Consider the following 14907-nt stretch of genomic DNA (forward strand, 5'->3'; position numbering starts at 1 on the left):
GCCGCCGGAGATCGCTTCGGCGGCTGATTCGTTTCTGAAGGGATGCTATTCTTATTCGACGAACTCGACTGTGACGCCGGGCTTCACCATTTTGGCCAGCTCGTTGGCGTCCCAATTGGTCAGGCGCACGCAGCCGTGGCTTTGCGACTTGCCGATCTTGGAAGGATCGGGCGTTCCGTGAATGCCGTAGGTCGGCTTCGACAATGCCATCCAGACATTTCCGACTGGCCCGTTAGGCCCCGGCGGAATATCCAGGATCTTGTCGTTGGCACCCTGCCTGAAATTGATCTTCGGATTATAGGTGTATCCCGGATTGAAGACGACGCGCTCGACCGTCACGGTGCCTGACGGCGAAGGTGTATCGGTGGAACCGATCGTGGCGGGGTAGGCGGCCAGAAGCGCGCCGTTGGCATCATAGGCAAAGACCTGCTTGCGGCCCTTGTCGGCGATGATGCGGGCAACGGCTCCCGTTTTGTTGTCGCCGGGATTGACCACCTTGATCACCGAGCCGGGGACAGTGAAATCCACGCCCGGATTGAGCTGCTTGAGGTAGTCCTCATCCATATGGAAACGTTCGGCCAGCATTTCCGTGGTCGACGTATAGCTGAGCGAGGTCAGCGTCGCCTTCTGGGCATAGTCTTCCGGGATCGATGCAACGTAGGGGCCGGCGGCGTCGGCCGGCGTGATGGTGTAGTTGATGATGGGCATGCCGCCCGACAGCCGAAGCTGCTCGAGGATCGCGTCCGTATTGTTCGGATCGAGCTGCTGGCCGGTCATCTGCTGATAGGCATAGATCGCCTTAGTCACGTTGGCGCCCATGCGGCCGTCGATCGCGCCGGGAGAGATGCCCTGGCGATCGAGGAAGACCTCCAGCGCCGTGATTTCCATCTTCGACTTGTTCTTCAGCGTGATAACAGGCTGTGCCGGCACAGCGGGCGGCAGCGCCTGCTGCTGGTCGAGCGAGGCATAGTCGTCGCCACTGTTCGGGTTGCTATCGGGCATGGGCTGGTTGTCCAGCGGCACGCGTTGGATCGAGCCTTCCCCCGAGATGGCGCCGGTGATGGCTCCCGGTTCCTGCTGACCGTAGCCGTTGTCGGCATAACCGCCGTCATCGTTGCGAACGCCATAGCCACGGTTGTCATAGCGCGTGTCGCCGTAGCGGTCGTTACCTTCACCGTTATTATAGTACCCGTCGTTGTAAGCATCGCGTCTCGGCGCCCTCGGATAATAGGTGCTGGCGCGCATTTCGGTCGCGATCAGGTTGCCGTAACGGTCGATCAAAACCCGCCGGCCACGGCGATCTCTGGCGACAATCACATTGCCGCCTTCGGGAATCTGGTCGAGAATATGGCCATCAGGAGTGACCATGAAGGTGTCGCTGTTTGCGCTGCGATAATATTGCTGCGCATGAGCCTCCGGCAAGGTGCCGGCCAACATGACGATGGCGGCTGCCAGGACAAGGCTTGATTTTACGACTCTGCTCACGTCAGTTTTCCTCGATCGGGGATACAACGGACAAACACACGGGAATTTTGACGCCAATGTGGAATCTTTCCATATCATACTGAATAAAAGATAAAAATTTGTGTGAAGCAGCGACCGAGATTAACGTTTGGTAAGGTTGATGGTTGCATCGGTTCGGGAACAGGAAAGGGAGAGAACAGGATGATGGAATTTGCGGGTGCCAAGGGCCCAAAGCTGATGCTGGATGAGAGCTCCGTGCTCGATATCGGCGGCTGCTTCGTCGATGGAGTCGATATCGCGCCCGGCAAGGCTGTCCCTGACGACGGCGATGCGCGGATTTCGCATTCGGTCGAGGGTTTTCTGTTTACCTGCGGCCCCGATCATATCCGGCACCGGGAGCCTATCCCCGGCCGCAAAGATGGGAAAGTCTATCCGCTGCATGGCTCCGCCTCCAGCCATCCGGCCAAAATCCTCTCGACGCGATTCGAGAACGGCAATGCCGAATGCCACGCCGTGATCGACATTGTCACCGTGGAAGGGCAGCCCGCCCGAATCGAGCGGCGCTGGCGCATCGATGGAACCACCGGCGAGGTGCATCTGGAAGATCATGTGGTCAACACGAGCGCCCAGGCGGTGCCGACCTTTCTGATGTACCACATGAATATCGGCGGCAAATGGTTCGATGCGAAAACGCGGCTCGAAGGCAAGATGCTTGACGGCGGCGGCTTTCCCTGGACGTTCGGCCCGGAGCTTGGCGGCATTTTCTGTGTCGAGGCACCAGGAACCGAGAACGGATTTGCGGAAGTTCGTCTCGGCCCGATCGCTGCTATCGGCGGCAAGACGTTGCGTGTCCGTTTCCGTGCCGATACGCTGCCGCATCTGCAGGTCTGGCGGAACCAGAAGGCGCCGGCCGATGTGCTCGGCATAGAGCCGGTTTCGCATCGCTGGGTCTCGCGGGCGGAGCTTGAAGCCGGCGGCGAATTCAACTGGCTGAAGCCTGGAGAGAGCCGCAGCTACGCGCTGAGCTTTGCCTTCGTGTGAGCCCTGTCGACGGTTGACGCTGTGCGTGTGGCGGCGTAGATCAAAAGCCCTGATTTCAGAGAGGAACGTGCCATGGACATCCGCCCGATCGATGATGAGTACTCCGTTTCCGGCCAGATCACGGTTGGGGATCTCGACGAGATCAAGGCCATGGGTTTCCAATCGATCGTCTGCCATCGTCCGGACGGCGAAAGCCCAGACCAGACTCCGTTCGACGACATCGCGACCCGGGCGGAAGAACTCGGCCTGATCGTCGCGCATGTTCCGGTCGGCCCGATGGGCGTGACCGAGGAAGCCGTCCAGAGCATGGTCGATGCGCTTGACGAATTCCCGCGTCCGATGCTCGGCTACTGCCGTTCCGGTGCACGCTCGACGGCGATCTACCAGAAGACACATCACATCCGCGGCTGATCCGCGGTCATTTCGGGACCATTTCCGTCCCTGGGGCGCTGCGATTGCGGCGCCCGCTTAAACATCGTTCACACGACAGTTCAGGAGAGAACATCATGAGCATCAAGCGCATCGACGTTGGCCCGCGCATGAGCGGCGCCGTCATCCATGGCAACACCGTCTATCTGGCCGGCCAGGTCGGCGAAGGCGAGAGCGTCACGGATCAGTGCAAGTCGGCACTGGCCGAAGTCGATCGGCTGTTGGCTGCCAGCGGCTCGAGCAAGTCGAAGATCCTGCAGACGCTGATCTACCTCTCCGACATCGCTTATTTCGCCGAGATGAACGCTGCCTGGGAAGCCTGGGTCGATCCGGCCAACACGCCGGCCCGCGCCACGAGCGAAGCCAAGCTTGCTGCGCCGAAGTACAAGGTCGAATTCATCGTGACCGCTGCGATCGACTGAGCTGATTGACGCATTGTGAATATCGAAGCCGGTGGGTTCGCCCGCCGGCTTTTTTGTTTGGCTCAGCCTACGAGGCGTCGGAAATGATCCTCGATATCGTGAAGAAGCCGGAGGCGATCGGTTTCGCTGTCGGCGATGCTGTCCTGATTGACCACGCCATGCAGAGCATTGAACAGAAAGACGGCGGTGAATGCCGGGGTGGCCAGCGACCAGGCGTTCTCGCGATTTCCGGCCGTCAGCAGTTCTGCCAGGTGGTCAATCAGGATGTTGCTTGTCAGTCCCTCCCGCGTCGGGGGCGGCGAGATGGCAAAGACAAGATTATGCAGGCGGGTGGCGTTCAGATAGCCCATGGTGCACGCTTTCGCCCAGGCGCGCAGTTTTGCGTTCCAATCCCCATCATCCTCTCTGCCGACCTCCTCAACGATGCTGTTCAGAAGATCTTGAACAAAGCGCACTCGCATCGCTTCAAGGACGTCCGCCTTCGACGAGAAATGAAGGTAGAGAGCACCCTTGGAAACCGCGGCTCCCTGGGTGATGTCTTCGATCGTCGTTTGCTCTATGCCTTTTTCGAGAAAGAGGCGTTCAGCCGATCGAATGAGATCATCCCGCCGCTCTTCGGCCGGTTTGGTTCTAGGTCTGCCGCTCGCACCATGTGCCATCGCTCATTCCATTTACGCTCGCCGCTGCGGATCAGCTCGATGCAGATATCCGGCAAAAACGTCCCGCATTGCTGTGTCTTCGATTTCAGGCAGAAGGCGGCCGACCTCCCCACGGTGATAGCCGCTGTGTGTGATGACGTGAGCCAACATTTCTTCGCGTGACATTCGTCCCTTGCCGCCGTCGGTGAATGTAAAATCTATCTCCTCTTCAAGCTCTTCTCGCGCGATCTGGGAAAGGTAGCCCAGATACCATCTGTCGGTTTCCCGGATAGCCGATGCGAGATCGGTCAGCGCCGGAGGCTGCTTCGTCCAACTCGCCTTATAGGAATGGGGTTCCCTTGTGAGATTGGAAGCGAAAATCCGATCGACGATATGCGCGTGATTAAGAACGCGAAGGGCGGAATGCAGATTTTCGGATGAAGTTTCTCTCGACAGGGAGGTCAAGGCGTCGAGAAGCTCCTCATCGGCGCTGGCTTTGTATTGGAACAGGGAGCTCAGAAGTGTCTGCGCAGTCATCGCTCTCTCCAAAAGCGTGGTCGGATGCGAGCCAGAGTAATTATTGACTGGTGGTCAGTCAATAATTTTTGGAACATGTCTTAGTTTCAGAGAGCGGTCGCAGAACCTCAATTCTGCGACCGCAAGCGTTTGACATCTAGGGGTGGGCGACGAAGTCGCTCAGCCGCTTTTCGTTCGTGAAATTTCTGCCAGGGTCCTCGAGGGCGTGATCGCTTCGGGATCGAGCTTCACCTCGATGATCGCAGGCTTGCCGCTGGCTCGGGCGCGTTCGAAGGCAGGGCCGAATTCTTCGGTTGTTGCTACCGTTTCGCCATGGCCGCCATAGGCGCGGGCCAGCGCTGCGAAATCGGGGTTGCTGAGGGCCGTTGCGCTGACGCGGCCGGGATATTCGCGCTCCTGATGCATGCGGATGGTGCCGTACATGCCGTTGTTGATGACGAGCGCGATCAGCGGCAGGCCGTATTGGACGGCGGTTGCAAATTCCTGCCCATGCATCATGAAACAACCGTCGCCGGCAAAGCAGATCACTTCGCGTTCCGGGAAGAGCTGCTTGGCAGCGACCGCTGCCGGTAGGCCGTAGCCCATGGAGCCGGAGGCGGGGGCCGCCTGGGTGTTGAACCGGCGGAAACGATGGAAGCGATGCAGCCAGGTGGCGTAGTTGCCGGCGCCGTTGGTGAAGATGGCGTCGCGCGGCGTGTTTGCCTCGATCCAGTCCATGATGCGGCCCATATGGACGGCGCCTGGGCTTGTTTCCGGCGTGGTCGACCATTTCAGATAGGCGTCATGCATCTGCTTCGTCCGCCCGGCCCAGCACGGTTCGACCGGTGCCTCGAGATCGGCAAGGGCGGCAGTGAAATCGGCGGGGCTGGCGCAGATCGCCAGATCAGGGCGATAGACGCGACCGAGCTCCGACGGATCGGGATAGACATGCACCAGCGCCTGCTTCGGATAGGGAATGTCCATCAGCGTATAGCCGGAGGAGGGCATTTCAGACATCCGGCCACCGATAAGTATCAGCAGGTCGGCTTCCTTAACCTCCTTGGCGAGCGCTGGATTGATGCCGATGCCGACATCGCCGGCGTAACTGTCGTGCAAATGGTCGAACAGCATCTGCCGGCGGAAGGAGCAGCCGACGGGGAGCTGGAAGCGCTCGGCGAAACTCCTGATCTCGGCGACGGATTTCTCATTCCAGCGTGTGCCGCCGAGGATGACCATGGGGCGTTCGGCAGAGGTCAGGCGGCCGTAGAGGTCGTCGATCTGGCTGCGGCCCGGATGGGCGGCGACGGGCATATAGTGCCTGGGATGCGCAGCCTCGACTTCGTCGCGCAGCATGTCTTCCGGCAAGGTCAGGACAACAGGGCCGGGGCGGCCGGAGGTGGCGACCGCAAAGGCGCGGCTGACGAATTCGGGGATGCGCGCGGCGTCATCGATTTCGCCGACCCATTTGGAAAATTCGGTAAAGGCGCGGCGGAATTCCACTTCCTGGAAGGCCTCACGCTCGCGGGCATCGCGCTGCACCTGGCCGATGAAGAGGATCATGGGGATCGAATCCTGCATGGCGATGTGCAGGCCGGCAGAGGCGTTGGTGGCGCCGGGACCGCGCGTCACCATGCAGATGCCGGGCTCGCTCGTCAGACGGCCCCAGGCATCGGCCATCATCGCCGCTCCGCCTTCCTGGCGGCAGACGAGCACGTCGATATCGCTGTCATGCAAAGCGTCGAGCACGGCGAGAAAGCTCTCGCCGGGGACGCAGGAGATGCGCTTGACGCCGTTTGCCTTCAGCGCCTCGACAATGAGCTGGCCGCCGGTGCGTTTCATCAGTTTGCCTTTCCTTTTAATTCCCCGAGCTTGGCCAGTTCCGCGAGTTCCGCCAGAACTTCCTGCTGGTGTTCGCCGAGACGCGGGCTCGGCCTGTCGTAGACAAGCGGCGTTTCGGACAGAACGACCGGGGTGCGCACGCTTGGGATACTGGTGCCGGCCATATCCTCAAGATCGATCTTCAGGCCGCGCGCCTTGATCTGCGGATCGGCGAACATCTCTTCGATCGAGTTGATCGGGCCGGCGGGAACGGCGTTCTTTTCACATGCGGTCAACAGCTCGTGTTTCGGCCATTTCGCCGTCTCGGCGCAGACGAAGCTGCGCACCTCTTCGCGATTGGCGACACGCGCCTTGTTGGTCGCGAAGCGTTCGTCGTCGGCTTTGTCCGCAATGCCAAGAATGGTGCAAAGGCGGCGGAACTGGCCGTCATTGCCGACTGCGAGGATGAGGTAGCCATCCGACGAAGGAACGACCTCATAGGGCGAGATATTCGGATGCGCGTTGCCGAGCTTGACCGGCGCCTTGCCTGATATCAGGTAGTTCATGTTCTGGTTGGCAAGGACGGCAGACTGGACATCCAGCAGCGCCATGTCGACAAGCTGGCCTTCACCTGTCTTCAGCGCGTGGATCAATGCCGCCTCGATGGCCGAGACCGCATAGATGCCGGTGAAGATATCGGCGATTGCGACGCCTGCCTTCATCGGCTGGCCGTCGGGCTCGCCCGTTATCGACATGAAGCCGGACATGCCCTGGACGATGTAATCGTAGCCGGCGAGATTGGCGTAAGGACCGGTCTGGCCGAAGCCTGTTATCGAGCAATAGACGAGCTTTGGATTGATCTTCCTCAGGCTCTCATAGTCCAGCCCGTATTTGACGAGACCGTCGAGCTTGAAGTTCTCGATGACTACATCTGCCGTCATCACCAGCTGGCGGACGAAATCCTGGCCTTCTTCCGTCTTCAGGTCGGCGACGACTGAGCGCTTGCCACGGTTGGCGGAGTGATAGTAGGCGGCGGAGAGGTTTTCGCCATCCTTGCCTTCGACGAAGGGAGGTCCCCAATGGCGTGTGTCGTCGCCACCGTCGGGGTTTTCCACCTTGATGACGTCGGCGCCGAGATCGGCGAGCATCTGCCCGGCCCAGGGGCCGGCGAGCACGCGGGCAAGTTCGATGACGCGGATGCCGGAGAGGGGTGGTTTTTTCATCTGTTGGGTCATGTCTGTCCAGGTGCGTTCAGGGTGCTCGCGCATCCTCTGATGTATCGGATACGGGCTTGGATGCAAAGCGGCGCTCGCGCCAGATGATGTAAAGCCCCGAGGCGATGATGATGAGAATGCCGGTCCATTTCAGCCCGTCTGGGAAGTCGCCGAACACCAGCCAGGCAAAGATCGTCGCCGAGACGATTTCGAAATATTGCAGCGGCGCCCAGCGTCGAGGCGGGTGCCGCGCGATAGGCATAGACGCCGAGAATCCCCGAGATCGCCGCCGAGATACCGACGCCGAGCAGCCAGACGTGGCTCGTCGCGTCAGGGACGACGGGATCGAAGACGTCGGAGCCCGACCCGCGCCCCAGAAACAGCAGAACGGCGCAGAAGAACAGGCCCCACAGCCCCATGTGAAACTGCATGACCCAGGGATCCTCGTGCTGGGCGAGGGCTCGGTTCATCATGGCGGAAATGGCAATGCAGACCGCGCTGACGATCGGAAGCAGCGCGACATAACCGACCTCCTCGAAACTCGGCTGGATAATCAGGATGGCGCCGAAGAAGCCGACCGCGCATGCGGTGTAGCGGCGCCATCCGATCGTTTCCCCAAGGAAGAGGCTGCTGAGGATCGTGAGGATGATTGGCTCGACGAAGAAGATCGCGATCGCATCGGCAACCGCCATGTATTTCAGCGTCGTGACGAAGGAGATCATCGAGATGGTGATGATGGCGCCGCGGATGGCATGAAAGAGGCTTTGCTTCCAGGATGTGTCGGCAAGGCCGTTTCGCCACAGCACGATGGGCAGCATGCAGGCGGCCTGGATCGCGAAGCGTCCCGCCGTGATTTCCGCCGAGGGGATCGTAGTGATGGCGAGCTTCGAGAAGATGTCGATGATCGGTGACACGAGGACCGATAGAAACATCAGGCCAAGGCCTATCGTGACTTCAGAGGCGGCAGGTTTGGCAATGATGGCTTTTGCGCTGTTCATTATGACGATCTTCTATTCAGGACTTCGCAATCGTTCTGTCGCACCAATCGGCGAATTCAGCCATTGCCCGATCAGCGCCGATCTCGTTCAGCGTCTCATGGCGCATGTCCGGATAGATGGCCGCGGTCACATGCGAAAAGCCCATGCTTTTCAGACGTTCCGCCAGCCATTTCACGGCCTTTGCACCATCGGTCGCCGGGTCCTGTCCGCCGCCGACAAGATGGATCGGGAGGTTGCGGGGAAGGCGGCTAAGATGCGTCGTTTGCGGGGCGCGAAACGACAGTTCGAAGATATCGAGCCAGAGCGAAGTCGAGACGTCGAAGCCGCAGAGTGGATCGGCGATATATTTATCGACCTCGGACGGGTCGCGCGACAGCCAGTCGAAATTCGTCCGCCGATCGCGGATCGAGCTTCCCCAGGCACCGAAGGTGAGTTTCGGCAGCAGGCCGCTCGGCACATCCGAGCCTTTCAACATCCGTTCGGCTCTGAGGATGAGTTGCGCGATGCGACCGGCAAATCCGGGGTGGAGGTTCGAATTCCATACGGCCACTGCGTCGAATTTTTCCGGGTGGGTGACAACAGTGTTGAGGCTGATCAAGCCGCCCATGGAGTGACCGAAGAGGATAATGGGGAGGCGAGGGTGGGCAGATGCTGCGAGATCGCGCATTGCCATCACGTCGCTGATCACGCGCCCGATACCGTCTTTTCGCGAAAACTGCCCACGCGGAGCATCCGGAGCCGTCGTCTCGCCATGGCCGCGATGGTCGTGGACATAGGTGTGATAGCCGCGTTTCGCCATCGCCTCCGCAAAGCGCTGGTAGCGGCGGGAATGCTCGGCAAGGCCGTGGCAGACGATAAGAATACCGCGTTCGGCACCTTCCGCGGGCTGATGGTGATAGGCAAGCAAAGCGCCTGTCGGGCTCTCGTGCCGCCGCAATTCTAAAAACATGGATTTCCTCCGGTCCGGCGAAGAAAGGTCATCGCCGCCGAAAAAACAATGGAGGAGATCTGGACCACACAAATAAATGTGCATCTTTAGGTTATTCAGGCTTGCCGGTGTCGTGGCGACCTGATTATTTGTTCCTATATTGTTCTTGTTTGGAGGGTGCGAGAATGAAGCTTTTCAGCCGTGGATTGATGATTGCGGTTCTGTGCCTGCCAATGCTGGCTGCGGGGGCATTCGCACGGGATGCCGGAGGCGGGCGTACACGCTTCATTCTTGCCGCGAGCTGGGAGCCGGCCTTTTGCGCAACAAACCAGAAGAAGACGGAATGCCGGGGGCAGAAGGCCGGGGATTTCGATGCCACCAATTTCTCCCTGCACGGCCTCTGGCCGATGCGCCAGGAATATTGCGGCGTATCGGATGACCAGAGGGACGCCGATCGCCGCAGCGACTGGAACGACCTGCCTGATGTCTCGCTGACCGCGCAGACCCGTTCGGCGCTGGACAAGGTCATGCCTGGCACGCAATCCGGTCTTGAGCGCCATGAATGGACGCGGCACGGCAGCTGCACCGGGATGAGCGCGGATGATTATTTCAACGCTGCCGTCGGCCTGATCAACGAGCTGAACGCATCCGCCGTCCGCGATCTCTTCGCACAGAATATCGGCAAGACGCTGGATGCGGAAACGATCAAGGCGGCTTTCGACAAGAGCTTCGGCAATGGGGCCAGCGACAGGGTCAAGATGAGTTGCCGGCGCGTGGGCAACGTGCGGGTGATTTCGGAAATCACGATCGGCCTTTCCGCTGATGCAACCCAGCCATCGAGCGGCGGTCCGCGGCTTGGAAAGCTCATCCAGGAGGCAGGCAGAACTTCCTTCGGATGCAATCAGGGCGTGGTGGATGCGGCAGGATTCTGAGGCCTTCTGCGCCTTCCTGCTCGGGATAAATAGCCCCTGAAGCCGGTTTCGACGTTGCCGCGGGCGTGCGTTTCGCCTACATAGCGCACAACTCAATTCGTCCGTCCGTGGAGCATCGCAGAATGGCACGCCAGTTCATCTATCATATGTCCGGCCTGAACAAGGCTTACGGCAACAAGAAGATTTTGGAGAATATCCATCTTTCTTTCTACCCTGATGCCAAGATCGGTATCCTCGGCCCGAACGGCGCCGGTAAGTCGACGGTGCTGCGCATCATCGCCGGTCAGGACAAGGAATTCACCGGTGAAGCCTGGCTCGCAGAAGGCGCGACCGTCGGCTACCTAGAGCAGGAGCCGAAACTCGATCCGGCCAAGACCGCGTTCGAAAACGTCATGGAAGGCGTGGCCGACAAGCAGGCCGTGCTCGACCGCTACAACGAACTGATGATGAACTATTCCGACGAGACTGCGGAAGAGGGCGCCAAGCTCCAGGACATCATCGACAGCCAGAACCTCTGGGACCTCGAACAGCAGGTCGAAATGGCGATGGAAGCACTGCGCTGCCCGCCGCGAGATTCCGAGGTCACCAACCTGTCCGGTGGTGAGCGTCGCCGTATCGCGCTCTGCCGCCTGCTTCTGTCGCAGCCGGACCTGTTGCTGCTCGACGAACCGACCAACCACCTCGACGCCGAGACGATCGCCTGGCTTGAAAAGCACCTGCGCGACTATCCGGGCGCCGTGATGATGATCACCCACGATCGCTACTTCCTCGACAACGTCACCGGCTGGATCCTCGAACTCGACCGTGGCCGCGGCATCCCGTACGAAGGCAACTACTCGGCCTACCTGACCGCCAAGGCCAAGCGCATGCAGCAGGAATCCCGCGAAGAGGCTGGCCGCCAGAAGGCGCTGTCGCGCGAACAGGAATGGATCGCCTCCAGCCCGAAGGCTCGCCAGGCCAAGTCCAAGGCTCGTATCAAGGCCTATGAACAGCTGGTCGATGCGGCCGAAAACATCCGGCCCGGCGACGCACAGATCATCATCCCGGTCTCCGAGCGTCTCGGCAACGTGGTCATCGAACTGGAAGGCATCAAGAAGGGCTTTGACGACCGCACGCTGATCAACGACCTCTCGATCAAGCTGCCGCCCGGCGGCATTGTCGGCATCATCGGCCCGAACGGCGCCGGTAAGTCGACCCTGTTCAAGATGATCACCGGCCAGGAAAAGCCGGATGCCGGCTCGATCCGCATCGGTGACACCGTACATCTCGGTTACGTCGACCAGAGCCGCGATGCGCTGGACGGAAACAAGACCGTCTGGGAAGAAATCTCCGGCGGCGCTGAAATCATCAAGCTCGGCAAGTTCGACATGAACTCGCGCGCTTACTGCGGCGCCTTCAACTTCAAGGGCGGTGACCAGCAGCAGAAGGTCGGCAACCTCTCGGGTGGCCAGCGCAACCGCGTGCACCTTGCCAAGATGCTGAAGGCCGGCGGCAACGTTCTGCTGCTCGACGAACCGACCAACGACCTCGATACGGAAACGCTCGGCGCTCTGGAAAGCGCGCTCGAAGCCTTCGCCGGCTGCGCCATCATTATCAGCCACGATCGCATGTTCCTCGATCGTCTGGCGACCCATATCCTCGCTTTCGAAGGTGATGGTCATGTCGAGTGGTTCGAAGGCAACTTCGAGGACTACGAGGAAGACAAGGTCCGCCGCCTCGGCCCTGACGCCCTCAATCCGGGCAGCCAAGCCTACAAGCGCCTGACGCGCTGAGGCCTATATAAATTCTGATTTCGAGAGCCCCGGTCTCTGGCCGGGGTTTTTCTTTGGCTGCAAAGGTCTGTTCCCGACCTCCGGTGACAAATCCCCGACCTCTGCCAATTGGGTCTTGCGATTTAAAGTCAAATCACATAAAGATATCTTTATATCTTGATTGGGTGACGAATGGCTGATCTGGTAAAATTCGGACTCGATGGTCTGGTGGATGTGCTGAAGGCAGCGGGCGAGCCGACGCGGCTGCGATTGCTGGCGCTTCTGGCCGCCGGTGACCTGACCGTTACCGATCTTACCGAAATTCTCGGGCAATCGCAGCCTCGCATTTCACGGCACCTGAAGCTGCTCGGCGAGGCGGAGCTTATCGATCGATACCAGGAAGGTGCCTGGGCCTATTTCCGGCTGAAGCAGGACGGCAAGGCTGTCGCGCTGACCCGAGCGCTTCTGAAATATGCCTCCGAAAACGACCCGGTGTTGCTGCGTGATGGCGATCGTCTGGCCGCCGTCAAGCGGGCGCGGTCCGAGCGCGCTCAAGCTTATTTCAGCCGCAACGCGGCCGAATGGGACGAGTTGCGCCGCCTGCATGTGGCGGACGAGGATGTCGACAATGCGCTGATCAATTTGATCGGAAACCAGCCGATCAATGCCTTTCTCGATCTTGGCACAGGCACCGGACGCATGCTCCAGCTTCTGTCAGGTCTCTATCGCAGGGGCGTGGGCGTTGATGCCAGCCGCGATATGCTGGCCGTCGCGCGCTCCAATCTCGACAAGGCGAATATTACGACCGCTTCCGTGCGCCATGGCGATATCTTCAACCTGCCGCTCGACGCACAGGATTTCGATCTCATCACCATTCACCAGGTGCTGCATTTTCTTGATCAGCCGGAGCTTGCCATTACGGAGGCGGCGCGCATGCTGCGGCCCGGCGGGCGCCTTGTCATCATCGATCTTGCGCCACATGCACTGGAATATTTGCGCGCCGAGCACGCCCATGTGCGGCTCGGCTTTTCACATGCCGTGATGGAGGAGTGGCTTAGGAAGGCCGGGCTTCACATGGAAAAGGTTCAGGATCTTCATTCGGGGAAAGAGAGTGGTCAGGACCTGACGGTAACGATCTGGCTGGCGCGCGACCCGCGGCTGCTGATCGCTGCAGGACAGGACCATCCATCATCCCCCGCTCTTGCCGGGAGGGCTTGATATGGCTTTGAAAACCGAAAGCAGCCGCCGCGACATCCGCATTTCATTCGAATTCTTTCCGCCAAAGTCGGACGAGATGGAAGCCCAGCTATGGGAAACGGTGCCTGAACTCGCCGCCTGGCAGCCGGAGTTTGTCACCGTGACTTACGGCGCCGGCGGTTCCACCAAGGAGCCGACGCTTGCAGCCGTCCGCCGCATGATCAGCGAGAAGCGTCTGCCGACTGCCGCGCATCTGACCTGCGTCGATGCTTCGCAGGACGAGGTGAAGGCTGTGGTTGAGGAATATCGGGCGGCTGGCGTTCGGCGCATTGTCGCGCTCAGGGGCGATCCGGCTGCCGGGATAGGGTCTGCCTATACGCCGCATCCGCAGGGCTTTTCCGATACGGCCGATCTCGTGCGGATGCTGGTCGACTACGGCGATTTCGACATTTCGGTCTCGGCCTATCCGGAAAAACATCCTGAGAGCCCCGACATGGCGGCTGATATAGCAACGCTGAAGCGCAAGGCGGATGCGGGTGCGACGCGGGCGCTGACGCAGTTCTTCTTCGAAAACGATGCGTTCGAACGATATCTGGAGCGCGCGCAGGCAGCGGGAGTGACCATGCCGATCGTGCCCGGCATCATGCCGATCCAGAACCTGACGCAGCTCAAGCGCTTTGCCCGCCGCTGCGGTTCGACTGTGCCGGCTTTCCTCGACGACCGCTTCGAAGGCTTGGACGAAAAGCCGGAGGAGAGGGCCGAAGTGGCGGCTGATGTTGCAGCCGAGCAGATCGAGGACCTGATCCGTCGCGGCATTCGCGAATTCCATCTCTATACGATGAACCGCGCGCCGCTGATCGGCGCGGTGCTGGAGCGTCTGGGCTTTCGGCGGGATACGGACATTCAAGCTGCTGGTGCTGCGGCGTAATCAGCAAGAAAAAACGCATGTCCTGAGGACATGCGTTTTTGAAATGTCTGACCGTTAGCTTTCAGGAGTAATGCATTCCCTGCCACTGTCTGTTCGTCGGGCTCAGGCCTCAGATGAACAGCATTGCCGTCACGAACACGAACGCTGCACTGACCAATAGGACGTTAAAAGATCTCGTCAGTCCCATGTCTGCCTCCTCCGTTAACCATCAAATTCTATGTCGGAAATGTGTTGCTTGGAAAGCGAATTCCTTGCTGCGCTGCAGCGGTTTTCGGGCAGTTCTCTTTGTGCCTCATTCGCAAGTATTTGATAATTAACGGCTATATTCGACGAATCGCCGCTCACGAAATTTAATGAGATGTTAAATTAGCGGCGCAAAGGGTTAACTGACATTGCCTTGCGGCGACATTTTTGCCCGGTTTGAACGCACTTTTTTCGGCGAAGCACGATCGTGCCCCAGGAGATGGTGTAACTGGCGGGAGATAGCAAAGCCGAGTGCCCGCGCGCTTCTCGTTGCGCTGTAGCGGGTGATCGGCTTTGCGGGCGGCCATCAGTGTTTTCCGCTAGGGTCGGGTTGTTCAAGACCAACCTGACGGAAAGACCACCGATGACCAATGACATGATGAACGTG

13 protein-coding genes and 2 pseudogenes are annotated in these 14907 nt (G+C 59.8%); 7 read left to right on the forward strand and 8 right to left on the reverse strand.

Annotation, left to right across the window (positions count from 1 at the left end; genetic code table 11):
• Positions 1 to 51 precede the first annotated feature (51 nt).
• Positions 52 to 1485: a L,D-transpeptidase gene (locus tag EV561_RS08265; protein WP_245512620.1), complete on the reverse strand. Its 1434-nt coding sequence runs from the start codon at positions 1483 to 1485 to the stop codon at positions 52 to 54.
• A gap of 180 nt (positions 1486 to 1665) precedes the next feature.
• Here EV561_RS08265 and EV561_RS08270 point away from each other — a divergent pair, with 180 nt between their 5' ends.
• The 3 genes from EV561_RS08270 to EV561_RS08280 all read left to right on the forward strand — a co-directional run bounded on the left by EV561_RS08270 (position 1666) and on the right by EV561_RS08280 (position 3356).
• A complete protein-coding gene (locus EV561_RS08270) occupies positions 1666 to 2505 on the forward strand; it encodes a DUF4432 family protein (protein WP_132519770.1) in 840 nt (279 codons plus the stop codon).
• A gap of 72 nt (positions 2506 to 2577) precedes the next feature.
• Positions 2578 to 2916, forward strand: coding sequence for a sulfur transferase domain-containing protein (locus EV561_RS08275; protein ID WP_132519773.1), 339 nt, complete (start codon positions 2578 to 2580; stop codon positions 2914 to 2916).
• A gap of 95 nt (positions 2917 to 3011) precedes the next feature.
• Complete coding sequence (locus tag EV561_RS08280; protein ID WP_132519776.1) at positions 3012 to 3356, forward strand: RidA family protein; 345 nt, start codon at positions 3012 to 3014, stop codon at positions 3354 to 3356.
• Between the two features lie 62 nt (positions 3357 to 3418).
• On the opposite strand, the gene EV561_RS08285 is transcribed toward EV561_RS08280, so the two are convergent.
• From EV561_RS08285 to EV561_RS08310, 6 genes and pseudogenes are all read right to left on the reverse strand, one after another.
• Positions 3419 to 4015, reverse strand: a complete 597-nt coding sequence (locus tag EV561_RS08285) for a TetR/AcrR family transcriptional regulator (RefSeq protein ID WP_132519779.1) — start codon at positions 4013 to 4015, stop codon at positions 3419 to 3421.
• A 12-nt stretch (positions 4016 to 4027) separates the two neighbouring features.
• Positions 4028 to 4531 carry a DinB family protein gene (locus tag EV561_RS08290; protein ID WP_132519782.1) on the reverse strand — a complete coding sequence of 168 codons (504 nt, stop codon included), beginning with the start codon at positions 4529 to 4531 and terminating at the stop codon, positions 4028 to 4030.
• A 159-nt stretch (positions 4532 to 4690) separates the two neighbouring features.
• Complete coding sequence (locus tag EV561_RS08295) at positions 4691 to 6349, reverse strand: thiamine pyrophosphate-binding protein (RefSeq protein WP_132519785.1); 1659 nt, start codon at positions 6347 to 6349, stop codon at positions 4691 to 4693.
• Positions 6349 to 7563, reverse strand: coding sequence for a CaiB/BaiF CoA-transferase family protein (locus EV561_RS08300; RefSeq protein ID WP_132519788.1), 1215 nt, complete (start codon positions 7561 to 7563; stop codon positions 6349 to 6351). The genes EV561_RS08295 and EV561_RS08300 overlap by 1 nt, the downstream gene beginning before the upstream one ends.
• A 16-nt stretch (positions 7564 to 7579) precedes the next feature.
• Positions 7580 to 8540, reverse strand: a pseudogene (locus tag EV561_RS08305) (DMT family transporter).
• A gap of 16 nt (positions 8541 to 8556) precedes the next feature.
• On the reverse strand, positions 8557 to 9489 hold the full coding sequence (locus EV561_RS08310; protein ID WP_132519791.1) for an alpha/beta hydrolase: 933 nt from the start codon (positions 9487 to 9489) through the stop codon (positions 8557 to 8559).
• Between the two features lie 188 nt (positions 9490 to 9677).
• Here EV561_RS08310 and EV561_RS08315 point away from each other — a divergent pair, with 188 nt between their 5' ends.
• The 4 genes from EV561_RS08315 to metF all read left to right on the forward strand — a co-directional run bounded on the left by EV561_RS08315 (position 9678) and on the right by metF (position 14276).
• Complete coding sequence (locus tag EV561_RS08315) at positions 9678 to 10400, forward strand: ribonuclease (RefSeq protein ID WP_245512630.1); 723 nt, start codon at positions 9678 to 9680, stop codon at positions 10398 to 10400.
• A 122-nt stretch (positions 10401 to 10522) separates the two neighbouring features.
• The gene (gene ettA / locus EV561_RS08320; RefSeq protein ID WP_132519797.1) at positions 10523 to 12172 is read left to right on the forward strand and encodes an energy-dependent translational throttle protein EttA; all 1650 of its coding nucleotides are present in this window, start codon (positions 10523 to 10525) and stop codon (positions 12170 to 12172) included.
• Between the two features lie 171 nt (positions 12173 to 12343).
• Entirely contained in the window at positions 12344 to 13369 is a 1026-nt protein-coding gene (locus EV561_RS08325) for a metalloregulator ArsR/SmtB family transcription factor (protein WP_132519800.1), read from the forward strand.
• Position 13370: 1 nt separating this feature from the next.
• Complete coding sequence (gene metF, locus EV561_RS08330; RefSeq protein ID WP_132519803.1) at positions 13371 to 14276, forward strand: methylenetetrahydrofolate reductase [NAD(P)H]; 906 nt, start codon at positions 13371 to 13373, stop codon at positions 14274 to 14276.
• Positions 14277 to 14642: 366 nt separating this feature from the next.
• Here the strand turns inward: metF and EV561_RS37835 are convergent.
• Positions 14643 to 14907, reverse strand: a pseudogene (locus EV561_RS37835) (hypothetical protein); the annotation flags it as partial.

Source organism: Rhizobium sp. BK376, assembly GCF_004341625.1.
In the GTDB taxonomy this organism is placed as follows: Bacteria; Pseudomonadota; Alphaproteobacteria; order Rhizobiales; family Rhizobiaceae; genus Rhizobium.

Bases quoted from the DNA above. Each gene is read 5' to 3' on its own strand.
- EV561_RS08325 (WP_132519800.1), top strand. From the start codon at position 12,344: ATGGCTGATCTGGTAAAATTCGGACTCGATGGTCTGGTGGATGTGCTG.
- EV561_RS08270 (WP_132519770.1), top strand. From the start codon at position 1,666: ATGATGGAATTTGCGGGTGCCAAGGGCCCAAAGCTGATGCTGGATGAG.
- EV561_RS08275 (WP_132519773.1), top strand. From the start codon at position 2,578: ATGGACATCCGCCCGATCGATGATGAGTACTCCGTTTCCGGCCAGATC.
- EV561_RS08300 (WP_132519788.1), bottom strand. From the start codon at position 7,563: ATGACCCAACAGATGAAAAAACCACCCCTCTCCGGCATCCGCGTCATC.
- metF (WP_132519803.1), top strand. From the start codon at position 13,371: ATGGCTTTGAAAACCGAAAGCAGCCGCCGCGACATCCGCATTTCATTC.
- EV561_RS08295 (WP_132519785.1), bottom strand. From the start codon at position 6,349: ATGAAACGCACCGGCGGCCAGCTCATTGTCGAGGCGCTGAAGGCAAAC.
- EV561_RS08280 (WP_132519776.1), top strand. From the start codon at position 3,012: ATGAGCATCAAGCGCATCGACGTTGGCCCGCGCATGAGCGGCGCCGTC.
- EV561_RS08315 (WP_245512630.1), top strand. From the start codon at position 9,678: ATGATTGCGGTTCTGTGCCTGCCAATGCTGGCTGCGGGGGCATTCGCA.
- EV561_RS08285 (WP_132519779.1), bottom strand. From the start codon at position 4,015: ATGGCACATGGTGCGAGCGGCAGACCTAGAACCAAACCGGCCGAAGAG.
- ettA (WP_132519797.1), top strand. From the start codon at position 10,523: ATGGCACGCCAGTTCATCTATCATATGTCCGGCCTGAACAAGGCTTAC.
- EV561_RS08290 (WP_132519782.1), bottom strand. From the start codon at position 4,531: ATGACTGCGCAGACACTTCTGAGCTCCCTGTTCCAATACAAAGCCAGC.
- EV561_RS08310 (WP_132519791.1), bottom strand. From the start codon at position 9,489: ATGTTTTTAGAATTGCGGCGGCACGAGAGCCCGACAGGCGCTTTGCTT.